General features: G+C 72.0%; 14 protein-coding genes. 7 read left to right on the forward strand and 7 right to left on the reverse strand.

Translation table 11 applies throughout. From position 1 onward, the window contains the following. Positions 1-2: 2 nt before the first annotated feature. Positions 3-896 carry a universal stress protein gene (locus tag ACI793_RS17345; protein WP_456607619.1) on the forward strand — a complete coding sequence of 298 codons (894 nt, stop codon included), beginning with the start codon at positions 3-5 and terminating at the stop codon, positions 894-896. A 24-nt stretch (positions 897-920) separates the two neighbouring features. Here the strand turns inward: ACI793_RS17345 and ACI793_RS17350 are convergent, their stop codons facing one another. From ACI793_RS17350 to ACI793_RS17360, 3 genes are all read right to left on the reverse strand, one after another. Continuing rightward, a complete protein-coding gene (locus ACI793_RS17350) occupies positions 921-1,529 on the reverse strand; it encodes an HhH-GPD-type base excision DNA repair protein (protein WP_456607620.1) in 609 nt (202 codons plus the stop codon). Between the two features lie 157 nt (positions 1,530-1,686). Then, a complete protein-coding gene (locus tag ACI793_RS17355) occupies positions 1,687-2,268 on the reverse strand; it encodes a hypothetical protein (protein ID WP_456607621.1) in 582 nt (193 codons plus the stop codon). A 566-nt stretch (positions 2,269-2,834) separates the two neighbouring features. Then, a complete protein-coding gene (locus ACI793_RS17360; protein WP_456607622.1) occupies positions 2,835-3,311 on the reverse strand; it encodes a hypothetical protein in 477 nt (158 codons plus the stop codon). Positions 3,312-3,503: 192 nt separating this feature from the next. Between ACI793_RS17360 and ACI793_RS17365 the strand changes: the two genes are divergently transcribed. Continuing rightward, positions 3,504-4,034, forward strand: coding sequence for a DUF421 domain-containing protein (locus ACI793_RS17365; RefSeq protein ID WP_456607623.1), 531 nt, complete (start codon positions 3,504-3,506; stop codon positions 4,032-4,034). 103 nt (positions 4,035-4,137) lie between these two features. On the opposite strand, the gene ACI793_RS17370 is transcribed toward ACI793_RS17365, so the two are convergent. Further along, positions 4,138-4,260 carry a hypothetical protein gene (locus ACI793_RS17370; RefSeq protein WP_456607624.1) on the reverse strand — a complete coding sequence of 41 codons (123 nt, stop codon included), beginning with the start codon at positions 4,258-4,260 and terminating at the stop codon, positions 4,138-4,140. A gap of 229 nt (positions 4,261-4,489) precedes the next feature. On the opposite strand from ACI793_RS17370, the gene ACI793_RS17375 reads away from it, so the two are divergent. Further along, positions 4,490-6,994 carry an efflux RND transporter permease subunit gene (locus ACI793_RS17375; protein WP_456607625.1) on the forward strand — a complete coding sequence of 835 codons (2,505 nt, stop codon included), beginning with the start codon at positions 4,490-4,492 and terminating at the stop codon, positions 6,992-6,994. Between the two features lie 20 nt (positions 6,995-7,014). Here ACI793_RS17375 and ACI793_RS17380 read toward each other — a convergent pair whose 3' ends face one another. Continuing rightward, positions 7,015-7,974, reverse strand: coding sequence for a DUF368 domain-containing protein (locus ACI793_RS17380; RefSeq protein WP_456607626.1), 960 nt, complete (start codon positions 7,972-7,974; stop codon positions 7,015-7,017). Positions 7,975-8,079: 105 nt separating this feature from the next. Here ACI793_RS17380 and ACI793_RS17385 point away from each other — a divergent pair, with 105 nt between their 5' ends. Further along, the gene (locus tag ACI793_RS17385; RefSeq protein ID WP_456607627.1) at positions 8,080-8,502 is read left to right on the forward strand and encodes a Fur family transcriptional regulator; all 423 of its coding nucleotides are present in this window, start codon (positions 8,080-8,082) and stop codon (positions 8,500-8,502) included. A 35-nt stretch (positions 8,503-8,537) separates the two neighbouring features. Continuing rightward, positions 8,538-10,751: a catalase/peroxidase HPI gene (gene katG, locus ACI793_RS17390; RefSeq protein WP_456607628.1), complete on the forward strand. Its 2,214-nt coding sequence runs from the start codon at positions 8,538-8,540 to the stop codon at positions 10,749-10,751. An 85-nt stretch (positions 10,752-10,836) separates the two neighbouring features. Here katG and ACI793_RS17395 read toward each other — a convergent pair whose 3' ends face one another. Then, positions 10,837-11,460, reverse strand: coding sequence for a DUF305 domain-containing protein (locus ACI793_RS17395; RefSeq protein WP_456607629.1), 624 nt, complete (start codon positions 11,458-11,460; stop codon positions 10,837-10,839). Positions 11,461-11,840: 380 nt separating this feature from the next. Further along, on the reverse strand, positions 11,841-11,996 hold the full coding sequence (locus ACI793_RS17400) for a hypothetical protein (protein ID WP_456607630.1): 156 nt from the start codon (positions 11,994-11,996) through the stop codon (positions 11,841-11,843). Between the two features lie 160 nt (positions 11,997-12,156). On the opposite strand from ACI793_RS17400, the gene dtd reads away from it, so the two are divergent. Continuing rightward, positions 12,157-12,588 carry a D-aminoacyl-tRNA deacylase gene (dtd, locus tag ACI793_RS17405; protein ID WP_456607631.1) on the forward strand — a complete coding sequence of 144 codons (432 nt, stop codon included), beginning with the start codon at positions 12,157-12,159 and terminating at the stop codon, positions 12,586-12,588. Positions 12,589-12,833: 245 nt separating this feature from the next. Continuing rightward, positions 12,834-13,826 carry an RNA polymerase sigma factor SigB gene (gene sigB, locus ACI793_RS17410; protein ID WP_456607632.1) on the forward strand — a complete coding sequence of 331 codons (993 nt, stop codon included), beginning with the start codon at positions 12,834-12,836 and terminating at the stop codon, positions 13,824-13,826. Positions 13,827-13,939 lie beyond the last annotated feature (113 nt).

A 13,939-nucleotide genomic window follows, 5' to 3' on the forward strand; every position in this document is an offset into this window, starting at 1 on the left:
CGATGTCCGGTCCGCAGGTGTCCTCAGCGGGGCAGGTGGTCGTCGGTGTCGACGGCTCCGCCTCCTCCACGCAGGCCGCCGCCTACGCCGCCGGGTGCGCGCGTCGCCGGGGTACCGGGCTGCTCGTGGTGCACGTGACGCCGCGGCGGGCTGACGGCGGGGCGGCGCCGATGGCCGACCGCGACATCAGGGAGCAGTTCGCGGGCAGCGCCACCCGGCTGGTGCAGGCCGCCGCCGACAGCGTCCGGGAGACCACCGGGCTGACCGACGTGACGGCGTCGGTGGTCGAGGACTACCCGGTCGACGGGCTGCTGGCCCTGTCGGCCGACGCGGCGATGATCGTCACCGGGCGCCGGGGCATGGGCGGGCTCCCCGGCCTGATCCTGGGCTCCACCGCCGGCGCACTGGTCCAGCACGCGCGGTGTCCCGTCATCGCGCTGCCCGACGACTGCGCGCCGCCCGACGGCCCTCCCCCGTCGGTGGTCGTCGGCGTCGACGGGAGGACCGGGGACGACGCCGTGCTGGCCTTCGCCGTGGCCGAGGCGGCTGCGCGCGGTGCCGACCTGCGGGCCGTGCACGCCTGGCGCGACGTCCCGCTGGAGTCCGCCGTCGGCGCCTTCGGACCGCTGGTCGACTGGAGCGGCGTCGAGGCCGACGCGCGGCGGCTGCTGACCGAGGCGGTCGGTCCGGTGCGCCACGGGAGCCCGGACGTCCGGATCCGGGAGGAGGTGCTGCGCGACACCCCGGCCACGGCCCTGCTCACCGCGTCGGCCGGGGCGGAGCTGCTCGTCGTGGGTCACCGGCACCGCGGCCGGCTGGCCCGCCTGGGCTCGACCACCAACGGCGTCCTGCACCGGGCGGCCTGCCCGATCGCCGTCGTCCCGATCCCGGGGTGATCGTCCCGATCCCGGGGTGACCGGTCAGGCCGGCGAGGCCTGCTCCCGCTCCCCTGCCCTGGTCTGCTTCGCCAGGGCCTTCTGCTCCTGCTTGAACCGGCGCACCTCGGCCAGCGACTCCGGCCCGGTGATGTCGGCGACCGAGCGGCGGGCCCCCTCCTCGCCGTAGGCGCCCGCGGCCTCGCGCCAGCCCGGCGGGGTGACGCCGTACCGCTTGCCGAGCAGCGCAAGGAAGATCGACGCCTTCTGCGCCCCGAAGCCGGGCAGCTCCTTCAGCCGGCGCAGCAATGTCGTCCCGTCCGCGGCGCCCGCCCACAGGTTCTCCGCGCGGCCCTCGTAGCGCTCGACCAGCACCCGGCACAGCTCCTGGGTCCGGCCGGCCATCGACCCCGGATAGCGGTGCAGCGCCGGGGGACCCTGGAAGACGCGAGTCAGCTCGTCGGGGTCCATGTCGGCCAGCTGCCCCGCGTCGAGCTCGGCGACGCCGAGGCGGTCGGCGAGCAGCCGGGGTGCGGCGAAGGCGCGCTCCATCGGGAACTGCTGGTCCAGCAGCATCCCGATCATCAACGCGAGCGGATCGCGGCTCAGCAGCTCGTCGGCGGCGTCGTCCTGGGCGATGCGGAGAGTCGGCACGCCTGCCGATCCTGCCGCACTCGCCCGAACCGTGGCATCCCGCTGTCCGACACCGATGGTCCCGTTGCGCGCGGTGGAGCTGTCCGTCGTCGACGGCGTCGATCGACCGGACGGCGGCCGTCGAGCTCCTCTCGGGCAGCGGCCAGGGATCGCCGGGTCAGGGCGCGACCTCGTCGACCAGGTCCTCGGCGGCCCTGCGCTTGCGCCGCACCAGCACCTCGCCGCCGGCCCAGATCGCCAGGAAGGCAGCGACGATCAGCCCGATCAGGAGCCACGGCGGATCGGGCCACTCGATGATCGACTGCACGTGGCGGTGCAGGAACCCGATGAGGAGCGCGCCCCACCAGGCCACCTGCGACACCAGCAACGCGAACGACAGACGGAACAGGACCTTCGCCGGCACGTCGCGGCCCTGTTCGTAGCCCCGTATCCGGTCGTGGAGTACGTGCAGCAGGAGGCCGTTGAGCCCGATGAGGACGACGAAGAAGAGCTTGACCACCAGCAGGTTGTCGATCTCGCCCTTGAGCACGAGCAGCGGGATCCCGGTGGCCACCATCACCCCCCACCCCGCCCAGACGAAGTTCTCCGTCACGCTGCTCACCCGCACCACCTGCGGGAAGCGGACCCGGTCCCGGAGCCACAACAAGCCGTAGAGATCCGTCACGAGGACCGATCCGAACCCCAGGACCAGGCCACCGAGATGGATGAAGAGCAGGATGTAGAAGGGCGTCGTTTCCATCACACCTCGTTCCGGTCGTCCAGCAGTTCAGGTCATCACGTGCTGCGTCAGGCCCCGGTCGACGGCGCAACCTGACCGCACCTCGCCCGCCGCCACCGGCCGGACGACCCACATCGCAGCCCCCGGCTCCGTCGATCAGGTTCACCGCCGGCCTCACCCCTGTCGTGCTCCTCGACGTGGTCGTCGCACGTTCCCCTACCCGCTCGGGAGGCACCCGCGCATGACGATGTGACGTCGTCATGCCGCCGTCGAGCAGCTCGTCGGCGGCAAGGTCGGGTCGCACTCACCCGCCGCCACGGCGAAGAGGCTGCTGCGCCGTCAGGCTCGCCGCAGGCAGTACCACCGGAGCGCGGTCCGCTCGAGCGGGCCGGGCATTCCGGTCACGTCGGCGGGCTCCTCGTCCGTGAGGATCCAGCCGGGAAAGGCGGTCTCGACGTCGCCGCGTCCGGCGCCGCGCGGAAGCGGCGGTCGTCCCGGGGACAGCGCCGCCCGCGCCCTGACGTACCGGGAGCCCCACGCACCGGGCCTCCCCTGCCGACCGCACGAGTGGGCACCGCGGTGCTGCCCTAGCCCGAGACCTCCCGGGCCTCGCCGTCCCCGGAGGAGACGAGGATCCGCTCGGCGAGCGCCTCTTCCAGGCTCTCGGTGAGCAGGTAGCCCACACCGGCGACGAACGGCGCCAGGCCCCAGACCGCGAGATGCGAGAACGACGCACTCAGCAGCATCGCGGCGCCCAGCCCGACGAGGACGGACAGGATGTTGAGGCTCGTGCCCAGCGCCAGCGTCTGGGTGGGGTGCTGGGGCATCGGCCGCCGGAAGCCGGCGGAGAGGATCCCCTCGAGCAGCGTGAAGGACATGACCGCGCCGACCGCGTACAGGGCGATGCGCGGCAGATCGGGCGATCCCTGCGTCACCTGGCAGACCGCGAAGGTGACGGTGACGAGGATGGAGAACCCGAAGGTGGTGCTCTCCCTCCCGACCGTGCTCCGCATGCCCCGGACGATGGTGCTGCCCGCGCTGTCCTTCTCCCTGTCCGTCGGCACGACGACCCTCCCCGCTGTCGATGTCCGCGCGTTCCCGTCGTGGCGAACCGCCCTGGCCGCGCGGGGTACCCGGAAACCCCGATCCATGCCCCGTCCGCCGGCGCGCTCTCCCGTCGCGCCGGTCGTGTGTTCCTCGGTGGTCGGGTACGGCCCGAGGAGCCCGATCCACCACTCAGCCGGGAGGCCAGCTTCGTGAACCAGGTCCAGTTCCTCTGGGAAGGCTGGGAGCCGATCGCGCGCATCCTGCTGATCGGGACGCTCGGCTACGTCTGGCTCGCGCTCCTGTTGCGCGGCTCCGGCCCCCGCATGATGGCCAAGATGACGCCCTTCGACTTCGTCATCACCGTCACCCTCGGCTCGGCTTTCGGCCGGGTGCTGACCGCGAGCGAGGTGTCCCTGGTGGAGGTCCTGGTCACGTTCGCACTCCTGGTGACCCTGCAGTGGGTGTTCGCAGCGGGCCGCGCCCGCTGGCCTGCGCTGAAGCGCCTGCTGGATCCCGGACCGTCCCTGCTGTACCACGACGGGCAGCCGGTGGACCGGGCCCTGCGCCGGCACCGGATGATCGAGTCGGACCTGCACTCGGCAGCGCGCGAGAAGGGCTTCGGCTCGCTGGACGACGTCGCGGCGGTGGTCCTCCAGGCCGACGGCACGCTCGCGGTCATCGGCGCCGACAAGATGGGGGACGGCGCCTCGGTGCACCCCTTCACCTCCGACGGGACCTGATCCTCCGCGCCGCATCGTCCCGGTGGTGCTCAGCTCCTCGGTGTGCTGCACAGCTGCGGCCGGCTGCTCCGTCCACGCACGTGCTCGTCCAGCGGCATCCCGATCAGCAGGCGAGCGGATCGCGGGCGAGCAGCACGCCGGCGGCGGCGTCCTGCGCGATGCAGAGGGCCGGCATGATCTCTCCATCCCGCCGCCAGGACGTGGAGCCGATGGGCCCCTGACTCACCGATTCACCGGGCGGGCCCGGTCCTCCTCCTCCGCAGTTCCTGCGGCACCACCGCAGCCAGGCACCGCCGGATGCCCTCGACGATGCTGCTGGCGGCGAAGAGATCGTCGTCGGTCTTCCGCCGGGCCGCCCGGAGTTCGCCGGCCAGCCGGTGCAGCGCCGCGTAGGCGCTCCGGGTCGTGTCGGGGTCCGCGGCATCGTCGCAGGTCGGCGGGGTAGGACGGCGCCCGTGAACGTGTTCTCGTGGCAGGGCAGAGTCGTCCGTGACCACCGGCGCCTCGCACTCGCCGTCCTGATGGTCATCACGATCGGCCTCGGCGCCGGTGCCCTCTTGCGGGAGTCGGCCGGGGATCAGGTCGAGGCGTTCCTCCCGGAGTCCAGCGAGGCGGCGGCCGCCCAGGAGCGGATCGCCGAGTCGTTCGCCACCGCTGCCGGCGGAACCACCGTGCAGGTCATCGCACGCGGCGACGTCCTGGAGCCGGCGGCGGTGCAGGGCGTCCTCGACGCCATGGCGGCGGCCGCCGAGGGCCCCGAGGTCGCGACCGTCCTCGCCGACGGGCCCCGGGCGGTGTTCTCCTACGCCCACGCCATCGACCTCCTCCTCGGTGACGTCGCCCCGGGGGAGGCGGATCGGGAGCAGATCACCGAGGCCATCCGGTCGCTGGAGGGGGCGGAAGGTCAGCTCGGCGAACTCGGCTCGACCATCGCCCAGTTCATCGCCCGCGATGCCGACGGTCGGCCGATCGGCGGGCTCGGCGTCCTCAGCCTCTCCGAGGCACCGCAGGAGGAGATCCGGGCCGCGGCGCTCGCCGCGGAGGAGGTGATCTCCTCCGCCGAGATACCGGGCCTCGAGGTACGGACCTTCTCCCCGCCGAAGCTCGATCAGGAGATCAGCGAGTCGCAGACGTCGACCACCGTGCTGCTGATGAGCCTGGCCTTCCTCGTCATCGTCGTACTGCTGGTCGTCTTCTACCGCTCGGCGAGCGACGTGGCCCTCTCGTTGGCCGGGCTGGTCATCACCGTCGTGTGGATCTTCGGGCTCCAGGGCCTGCTCGGCCCCGGCGGCCTCGACGTCGTCGGTCCCTCGAACCCCACGGTGACCATCATCCCGGTGCTGCTGATCGGGCTGGTCGTGGACTTCGCGCTCCAGCTCACCGGTCGCTACCGCGAAGGCCTCGCCGCCGGCGACACGATCGGCGACTCCGCGTACACGGCCGTGCGCCGTACCGGACTGCCCCTGCTGCTGGCCGCGGCCACGACCGCCATCAGCTTCCTCACCAACCTGACCAGCCCGATCCCGCCGCTCCAGGACTTCGGTCTGCTGGCCGCCATCGGCATCGTCAGCGGCTACGTGGTGATGACCACCCTGGTCCCGGCGGCGCGGTCACTGCTCGACGAGCGCCGCTCCCGAGCCGGGAAGGAACTGCGGGACCGAGCCCTGGCCGAGTCGATCCCCGGTACGGGACGTGCTCTCGCCGCGGTCGCGCGCGTGGGGGTGCGACATCCCGTGCCGATCCTGTTCGCGGTGGTCGCCGTGGGCGCCCTGGCGGGCGTCAGCGCGACGAGGATCGACACCACCTTCTCCACCGCGCAGTTCCTGCCTTCGGACTCCGAGACCGCCCGCGACCTCGAGTTCCTCGACGAGAACTTCGCCGGCGGCACGGCCAGGGCCACGCTGCTCGTCGAAGGAGAGCTCGACGACCGGCTCGCGCGGGACGTCATCGACCTCGAGCAGACGCTCGCCTCCCCCGACTCGCGACCCGACGGTGTCACCGGACCCCCGCGGTCGTCCCTGCTGACGCTCATCGAGGACTACGCCGAGGACTCCGGGCTCCCCGGCGACGACTACTCGGCCGAGTTCGACCAGTACCTCGAGCAGCTCGACCTCGGCCTCACGGTCGAGCCCAGCACCTTCCGGGAGATCTTCGACCAGCTCCGGCAGGTCGCACCCGACCAGCTGGCCCGTGTGCTCTCGATCGACGAGGACGGTCTCGCCCGCACGATCATCGACGTGCCGATCACCGCCCAGGACCAGGCCGCGGTGCAACAGGTCGTCGACGACCTCCAGGGCATCTGGCAGGGCGAGGACGACCAGTTCGTCGTGACCGGCCAGGAGGTGCTCGAGGTGTCGATCGCCCAGACGCTCACCGAGAACCAGGCGCGCTCGATCGCCGTCACGATCATCGCCGCCCTGATCGTGCTGGTCCTCTACTTCGGGCTGGCCGACCTCCGCCCCGTGCTCGGGGCGCTGGTGGTGCTGCCCATCGCGCTCGTCGTGGTGCTGGTCCTCGGCACGATGGTCGCCCTCGGCGTCTCCTACAACGTGTTCACCGCGCTCATCACCGCGCTCACCATCGGCGTGGGCGTGGACTACACCGTGCACCTCACCCACCGCTTCATCGAGGAGCTCGAGGCCGCGGACGGCGACGTCGTCGAGGCGATGACCACCACGATGCGCACGACCGGCGCCGCGCTGGTGGGCTCGGCGCTGACCACCGCGCTCGGTTTCGCGGTGCTGCTGTTCTCGCCGCTCACGCCGATCGGCCAGTTCGGCATCCTCACCGCCCTGACGATCCTGTACAGCCTCCTGGCGGCGTTCCTCGTGCTTCCGCCGATGCTCTCGCTGTGGAGCGTCTACCACCGCTGGCGCTCGGCTCAGAAGGCGCCGGGCGACTCGATCGCGCCACGGTCGCGGGACGACGCCCCATCTCGGGTCGCCGCCCGTCCCGGCTGACCCGGGCGGCGGCGGGGGCCTCAGCTGCCCGGGCGGTCCGGAGCGGTGAGGGCCGCGGCCAGGGCGCGGCGCTCGAGCCGCTCCTGGAGGAGCAGGACGGCGGTCACCGCCAGACCGGCGCCGACCGCGAGGGCGACCATGGGAAGGGCGCCGTCGTCCGGGGCGAGCAGCCCGCGGTCCGCGTCCTGCCACGGCCACAGCGCGCGGAGCGATCCCGCCATGAGGCCGGTCATGAGCGCGAGGGTCAGTGCGTGGTGCCGGCTCAGCGCCACCTGCAACGCCCGGACGAACAGCCCCAGTCCCAGCGCGGCGCCGGCCGCGAAGGCGCCGAGGTAGGCCAGGTCCCGCTCGTTGACCGCCGCCAGAGTGGGCTGGTAGAGCCCCAGGGTCAGCAGCAGGAAAGAGCCCGACACCCCCGGCAGCACCAGGGCGCAGATGGCCACCGCTGCGGCGAGGACGACGATCCCGAGCGCAGGCTCCACGTCGTCCGCGGGTGGGAGCCCGGTGAGCCCGAACGCCAGAACGGCGCCGAGCAGCGCGACAGCGACGTCCCGTGGCGCCCACCGGCCGACCATCCGTGCCGGCACGACGATCGAGAAGAGCACCAATCCGAAGAAGACCGCGCGGGAGCCGACCGGGTGGTCCTCGATCAGGGGCTCGAGGAACCGGGCGGCGACGAGGACGGCCACCACCATGCCGGCGAGCACCGGGGCGATGGTCGTCCAGTGCGCCCGCCCCAGCTCCTCGCGGGCCTGCCCGAACCGCCCGGTGACCGACAGCCGCAGCGCCGTCACGACGTGCCCGATGCCGTCGATGAGCCGTTCGTAGACGCCGACGACCAGAGCGACGGTCCCCCCGCTGACCCCGGGCACGACCTCCGCGACGCCCATGGCCATCCCCCGGAGGACGTGGCCCGGCGCGGCCGCGAGGCCGGCTTCCGGAAGGGGCGGGACGGTACTGCCGGACTCCTCGGGGCGCATCGGGCCGAGGTTACCGCCGGCGGACGGAATGCCACCCGCCGCAACGCGCGCGCCGGCCCCGGGCGTTTCTTGACTCTGTCAAGGAAGGCGCGGCAGGATGTGCCCGTGCCCGGCCACGCCGAACTCGAGCGCGATCTGCGTGCGGTGGGCCTGCGGGTCACCCGCCCGCGCCTCGCGGTCCTGGACGCCGTGCACGCGCACCCCCACCTGGACACCGAGTCGCTCATCAGCGCCGCGCGCACCCGCGAGGCTGCCATCTCCCACCAGGCCGTCTACGACGTGCTGCGGGTCCTCACCGACACGGGCCTCGTCCGGCGCATCCAGCCGCAGGGCTCGGTGGCCCGGTACGAGGCACGCGTGGGCGACAACCACCACCACCTCGTCTGCCGCGACTGCGGCGCGATCGTCGACGTCGACTGCACCGTCGGCGCCGCGCCCTGCCTGACGCCGTCCGACGGTGCCGGCTTCGAGGTCGACGAGGCCGAGGTCGTCTTCTGGGGCCGCTGCCCGGCCTGCATCGCTGCCTGACCCTCCACTCCCGCCGCACACCAGAGAGGCCCACCGTGAAGGACGAGACCGACAAGGTCCAGACCGCCAGCACCAGCGAGAGCGAGAACCCGGCGATCCCGTCGCCGACGCAGGCCACCAGCGGCCGGCCGCGGAGCAACCGGGACTGGTGGCCCAACCAGGTCGACCTGTCGGTGCTCAACAAGCCCGCCAAGGACGCCGACCCCCTCGGTGACTCCGACTACCGGGCCGAGTTCGCGAAGCTCGACGTCGAGCAGCTCAAGCGCGACATCGCCGAGGTCATGCGCACGTCGCAGGACTGGTGGCCGGCCGACTGGGGTCACTACGGCCCGCTGTTCATCCGGATGTCGTGGCACGCGGCCGGCACGTACCGCATCGCCGACGGCCGCGGCGGTGGCGGCGAGGGCGCGCAGCGGTTCGCCCCGCTCAACAGCTGGCCCGACAACGCCAACCTGGACAAGGCGCGCCGCCTGCTGCTGCCGATCAAGCAGAAGTACGGCCGGAAGCTCTCCTGGGCCGACCTGCTTCTGCTCGCCGGCAACGTCGCGCACGACGACATGGGCCTGAAGACCTTCGGATTCGCCTTCGGCCGCGAGGACAGCTGGCAGCCGCAGGAGGTCTTCTGGGGGCCGGAGGACACCTGGCTCGGCGACGAGCGCTACGCCGACCAGGCCCCGCTCGACCTCGACGAGGGCCACCTGGCCGCGGTCACCATGGGCCTGATCTACGTCAACCCGGAGGGCCCGAAGGGACAGCCCGACCCGGTCGCCTCAGCGCACGACATCCGCGTCACGTTCAGCCGCATGGGCATGACCGACGAGGAGACCGTCGCCCTCATCGCCGGCGGGCACACCTTCGGCAAGACCCACGGCGCCGGCAACCCCGAGCTGGTCGGCCCCGAGCCGGAGGGCTGCCCGGTGCACGGCAACGGCCTGGGCTGGATCAGCCAGCACGGCACCGGCAAGGGCCCCGACACCATCACCAGCGGTCTCGAGGGCGCCTGGACCCCCACCCCGACGACCTGGGACAACAGCTTCTGGGACACCCTGTTCGGCTTCGACTGGGAGCTCACCGAGAGCCCGGCCGGCGCCAAGCAGTGGCAGCCCAGCAACCCCGAGGCACAGGAGCTCATCCCCGACGCGCACATCGAGGGCAAGAAGAACCCGCCGATGATGGCCACGACCGACCTGGCGCTCATCAAGGACCCCGGGTTCCGCGCCATCTCCGAGCGTTTCCGCGACGACCCCGAGTACTTCGCCGACCAGTACGCCCGCGCCTGGTTCAAGCTGCTGCACCGCGACATGGGCCCGAAGAGCCGCTACCTGGGCCCCGACGTCCCGGCCGAGGAGCTCATCTGGCAGGACCCCGTGCCGGCGGTCGACCACGAGCTGGTCGGCGAGGCGGAGATCGCCGACCTCAAGAAGCGCCTGCTCTCCTCCGGCCTGACCGTGTCCCAGCTGGTGCACACGGCTTGGTCGGCGGCCGCCTCCTACCGCGGCACGGACAAGCGCGGCGGGGCCAACGGCGCCCGGCTCCGCCTCGAGCCGCAGATCAGCTGGGCGGTCAACGCGGGCGTCCGGGACGTGCTCCCCGTACTGGAGCAGGTGAAGGCCGACTTCGAGCAGACCGGCAAGAAGGTCTCGCTGGCCGACCTGATCGTGCTCGGCGGCACCGCGGCGGTCGAGAAGGCCGCGGCCGACGCCGGCGTGCAGATCACGGTGCCGTTCACGCCGGGTCGTACGGACGCCTCGCAGGAGCAGACCGACGTCGACAACTTCCGCTGGCTCGAGCCCCGTGCCGACGGCTTCCGCAACTACCTCCAGCCGGGCAGCAAGCTCGAGCCGGAGACGCTGCTGGTCGACCGGGCCTACATGCTGGAGCTCACCGCCAAGGAGATGACGCTGCTGGTCGGCGGGCTGCGCGTGCTCGGCGCGAACACCGGCGGCGTGCCGCACGGCGTGTTCACCGACCGGCCGGGGGTCCTCTCGCAGGACTTCTTCCGGAACCTGCTCGATCTGGGCATCTCGTGGCGCACCTCGGCGGACGCCGAGGACGTCTACGAAGGGCTGGACGCCACCGGGAACGTCGTCCGCACCGCCACCGCCGCCGACCTGGTGTTCAACTCGAACTCGATCCTGCGCGGCATCGTCGAGGTCTACTCCGCCGACGACGCGCAGGAGAAGTTCGTGCGGGACTTCGCCGCCGCGTGGGTCAAGGTCATGGAGCTCGACCGCTTCGACCTGCGGTAGGCATCCGCTCCCAGGCACCGCACCCGGGCGCCCCGGTCCCCTGTGGGACCGGGGCGTTCGCGTGTTCCCTCCCGATCCGGCTCGCTCAGCCCGTCGCGCAGTCGCGCAGGGCCGAGCCCTCGAAGTCCGGGACGGGCCGGGCGTCGGCCTGCTCGGCGGTCTCGGCCTCCCCGTTCTCCTCGATGTCCTCGATCAGCCACTCCATCTCGCTGATCTCCCGCTCCTGCGCCCGGATGATCTCGAGGGCCAGCCGGCACACGCGGACGTCGGTGATCTGGGCGCGCTCGGACCGGGTGATGGCCAGCGAGTGGTGCGGGATCATGGCACTCATCCAGGCCTCGTCCTGGACGGTGGCCTGGCTGCGGTCCAGGAACACGCCGCCGCCCAGCAGCAGCAGGCTCGCCGCCACGATGCCGATGTTGGCCTTGGTGTTCTTGTACATGTTGAGCATCCAGGCGAGCATGACCAGCCCCATCGTCCCGCCCATGGTGAGCGCCATGAACAGGCGGCTCTCGCTCCACCGGACGTGACTCCACTCCCACGTGCCGGCGAACATGGTCCAGTACATGACCACCATCGCCGTGAGGATCATGGCCCCGAAGCGCAGGTACATCGTGCGCTCCATCGCCTTGCCGGAGCCCTCGTCGTGACCCGCTCCCCCGCTGCCGTGACCCTGCTCGTTCTCGTGGTTGCTGCTCGCTGTCGCCATGGCCGGTGCTCCGTTTCCTGCTCGTCGATGGGCACCTCCCAGCGGGGAGGTGCCGTGGGACGGCGTGGTCAGCGGCCCTCGCGGGCCGGTTCCGTGCGCCGGCGAACCGTCGGGACATCGCCGGCTGGCCTCGGGCTACCCGGGGACGGGCGCGGAGAAGACAGGCTGGATGTGTTCCCCTCCTGCACCCAGGGCCCGCGGCGGACGCGACCTGGCGACACGACACGTCACCGGTGTGCTCGCCGCAGCGGTCCAGGGCTGGTGCGCCGAGCCGCGCCGTCCGGTCGCGGAGCTGTCCGCGGACCCCTCACCACCGGACGACGGTCCGGCGCCGGAGGCCCGCGCCTCTGCGGCCCGACACGGAGGCAGGGGGCGACAGGTCACACCTTGGTGTTCCGCTTCACCCACCCGTAGGCCGCAGTGGCGACGAAGAGCACGATGCCGATGACCAGGAGCCAGAACAGGCCCTCGACGACGGCGCCGACGACGGCGAGTGCCAGCCAGATGACCAACAGCAGTGCGATGAATCCGAGCACGAGCAACCTCCTTGGTGGGCGTCCACCAACCGGCTACCCGGGCGCCTCCGCAGCCCACCTGCGGAGCGGAACCGTCACGCGACCGTGATGTGGCGGCGAGGCCGACGGCCGACCCACCCCTGGGCGCATGCGTCCTGGGAGACCGCGGGAGGATGACCCCGTGCGCGCCGTGGTGAGCAGGGTGGCTACGGCCGCTGTAACGGTCGACGGCGCGGTCGTGGGCGAGATCGGCCCGGGGTTGCTGTCACTGGTCGGAGTGGGGCACGCGGACGACGTCGAGCGCGCCCGGCTGCTGGCCCGCAAGATCCACGAACTGCGGATCTTCCCCGGCGCGGACGGCGCGGTGTCCGCCGCCGATCTGGGCCTCCCCGTGCTGGTCGTCAGCCAGTTCACCCTCTACGCCGACACCCGGAAGGGCAGGCGCCCCTCGTGGTCGGAGGCGGCGCCCGGCGAGGTGGCCGAGCCACTGGTCGACGAGGTGGTCGCCGAGCTGCGGCGCAGGGGCGCCACCGTGGCCACCGGGGTCTTCGGCGCGCGGATGCAGGTCGCCTCGGTCAACGACGGACCGATGACCTTGCTCCTGGAGGTCTGAGCCCGCTCCGAGCTGGGTAGCACCCGTGTTCGAGAACACTCCCTGCGGGTTGCCTGTGAACCCTGCGCTCGCGGAACACGGACCCCGCTCCGAACCGTTGTGCATCACGTACCACACCGGACAGAAGAGCAACGGGGATGGTCCGGGCACCCCGGAATCCCCATCGACGCCCCGGATGTCAGCGCCGCCGCGCCACCGATGACCGGCGGATGCATCCGAATCGAAGGCAAGGACGAAGAAGCATCGTGACGCTGCTGCAGTCTTCCCCCAACGACACCCTCGAGGTGCGCTCGCGGACCCCGCGCCGGGAGCCCGACACCACCGGCCTGGTGTCCACCGACCTCGTGCGCGTGTACCTCAACACGATCGGCAAGACCGCGCTGCTCACGGCCGAGCAGGAGGTCGAGCTCGCCAAGCGGATCGAGGCGGGTCTCTATGCCGACCGCCTGCTGGCCGAGAAGCCGGAGCTGTCGGCCGCCAAGAAGCGCGACTACAAGGCCCTCGCCGTCGACGGCAAGGCCGCCAAGGCGCACCTGCTCGAGGCCAACCTCCGGCTCGTCGTCTCGGTGGCCAAGCGCTACACGGGCCACGGCATGACCTTCCTCGACCTGATCCAGGAGGGGAACGTCGGGCTCATCCGCGCGGTCGAGAAGTTCGACTACACCAAGGGCTTCAAGTTCTCCACGTACGCCACCTGGTGGATCCGGCAGGCGATCACCCGCGCCATGGCCGACTCCGGGCGCACGATCCGGCTGCCCGTCCACCTCGCCGAGCAGGTGAACAAGGTGGTCCGCACCCGGCGCCGCATGCACCAGGAGCTGGAGCGCGAGCCCACTGCCGAGGAGATCGGTCTCGAGCTGGACATGACCGAGGAGCGGGTGGTCGAGCTGCTCGAGCACAGCCGCGACCTGGTCAGCCTGGACCAGACCGTGGGCGCGGACGAGGAGTCCCGGCTCGGTGACTTCATCGAGGACGCCGACGCCGCCGTCGCCGAGGACGCCGTCGCCTTCCAGATGATGAAGGGCGACGTCCGGAACGTGCTGGAGACGCTGGAGGACCGGGAGCGCGACGTCGTCGTCCTCCGCTTCGGTCTCGACGGCGGCCAGCCGCGCACGCTGGAGCAGATCGGCAAGCAGTTCGGCCTGTCCCGCGAGCGCGTGCGGCAGATCGAGCGCGAGACGATGAACAAGCTCCGCGACCCGGAGCGCGCCGACGCCCTGCGCGACTACCTGGCCTGAGGTCCTCCGGGCCTCACCGCGGCCAGGAGCCGTCCCCCGGCTGCACTGAGCGAGTCCACGGACGTCCTGCCGGGAACCTCCGGCCCCGCGCCAGGACGCGGTTGCTCGCAGAG

The organism is Blastococcus sp. SYSU DS0617, assembly GCF_054051075.1.

Excerpts from the sequence above, each read along its gene's own strand:
- ACI793_RS17345 (WP_456607619.1), top strand. The coding sequence starts at position 3 with ATGTCCGGTCCGCAGGTGTCCTCAGCGGGGCAGGTGGTCGTCGGTGTC.
- ACI793_RS17355 (WP_456607621.1), bottom strand. The coding sequence starts at position 2,268 with ATGGAAACGACGCCCTTCTACATCCTGCTCTTCATCCATCTCGGTGGC.
- ACI793_RS17380 (WP_456607626.1), bottom strand. The coding sequence starts at position 7,974 with ATGCGCCCCGAGGAGTCCGGCAGTACCGTCCCGCCCCTTCCGGAAGCC.
- ACI793_RS17395 (WP_456607629.1), bottom strand. The coding sequence starts at position 11,460 with ATGGCGACAGCGAGCAGCAACCACGAGAACGAGCAGGGTCACGGCAGC.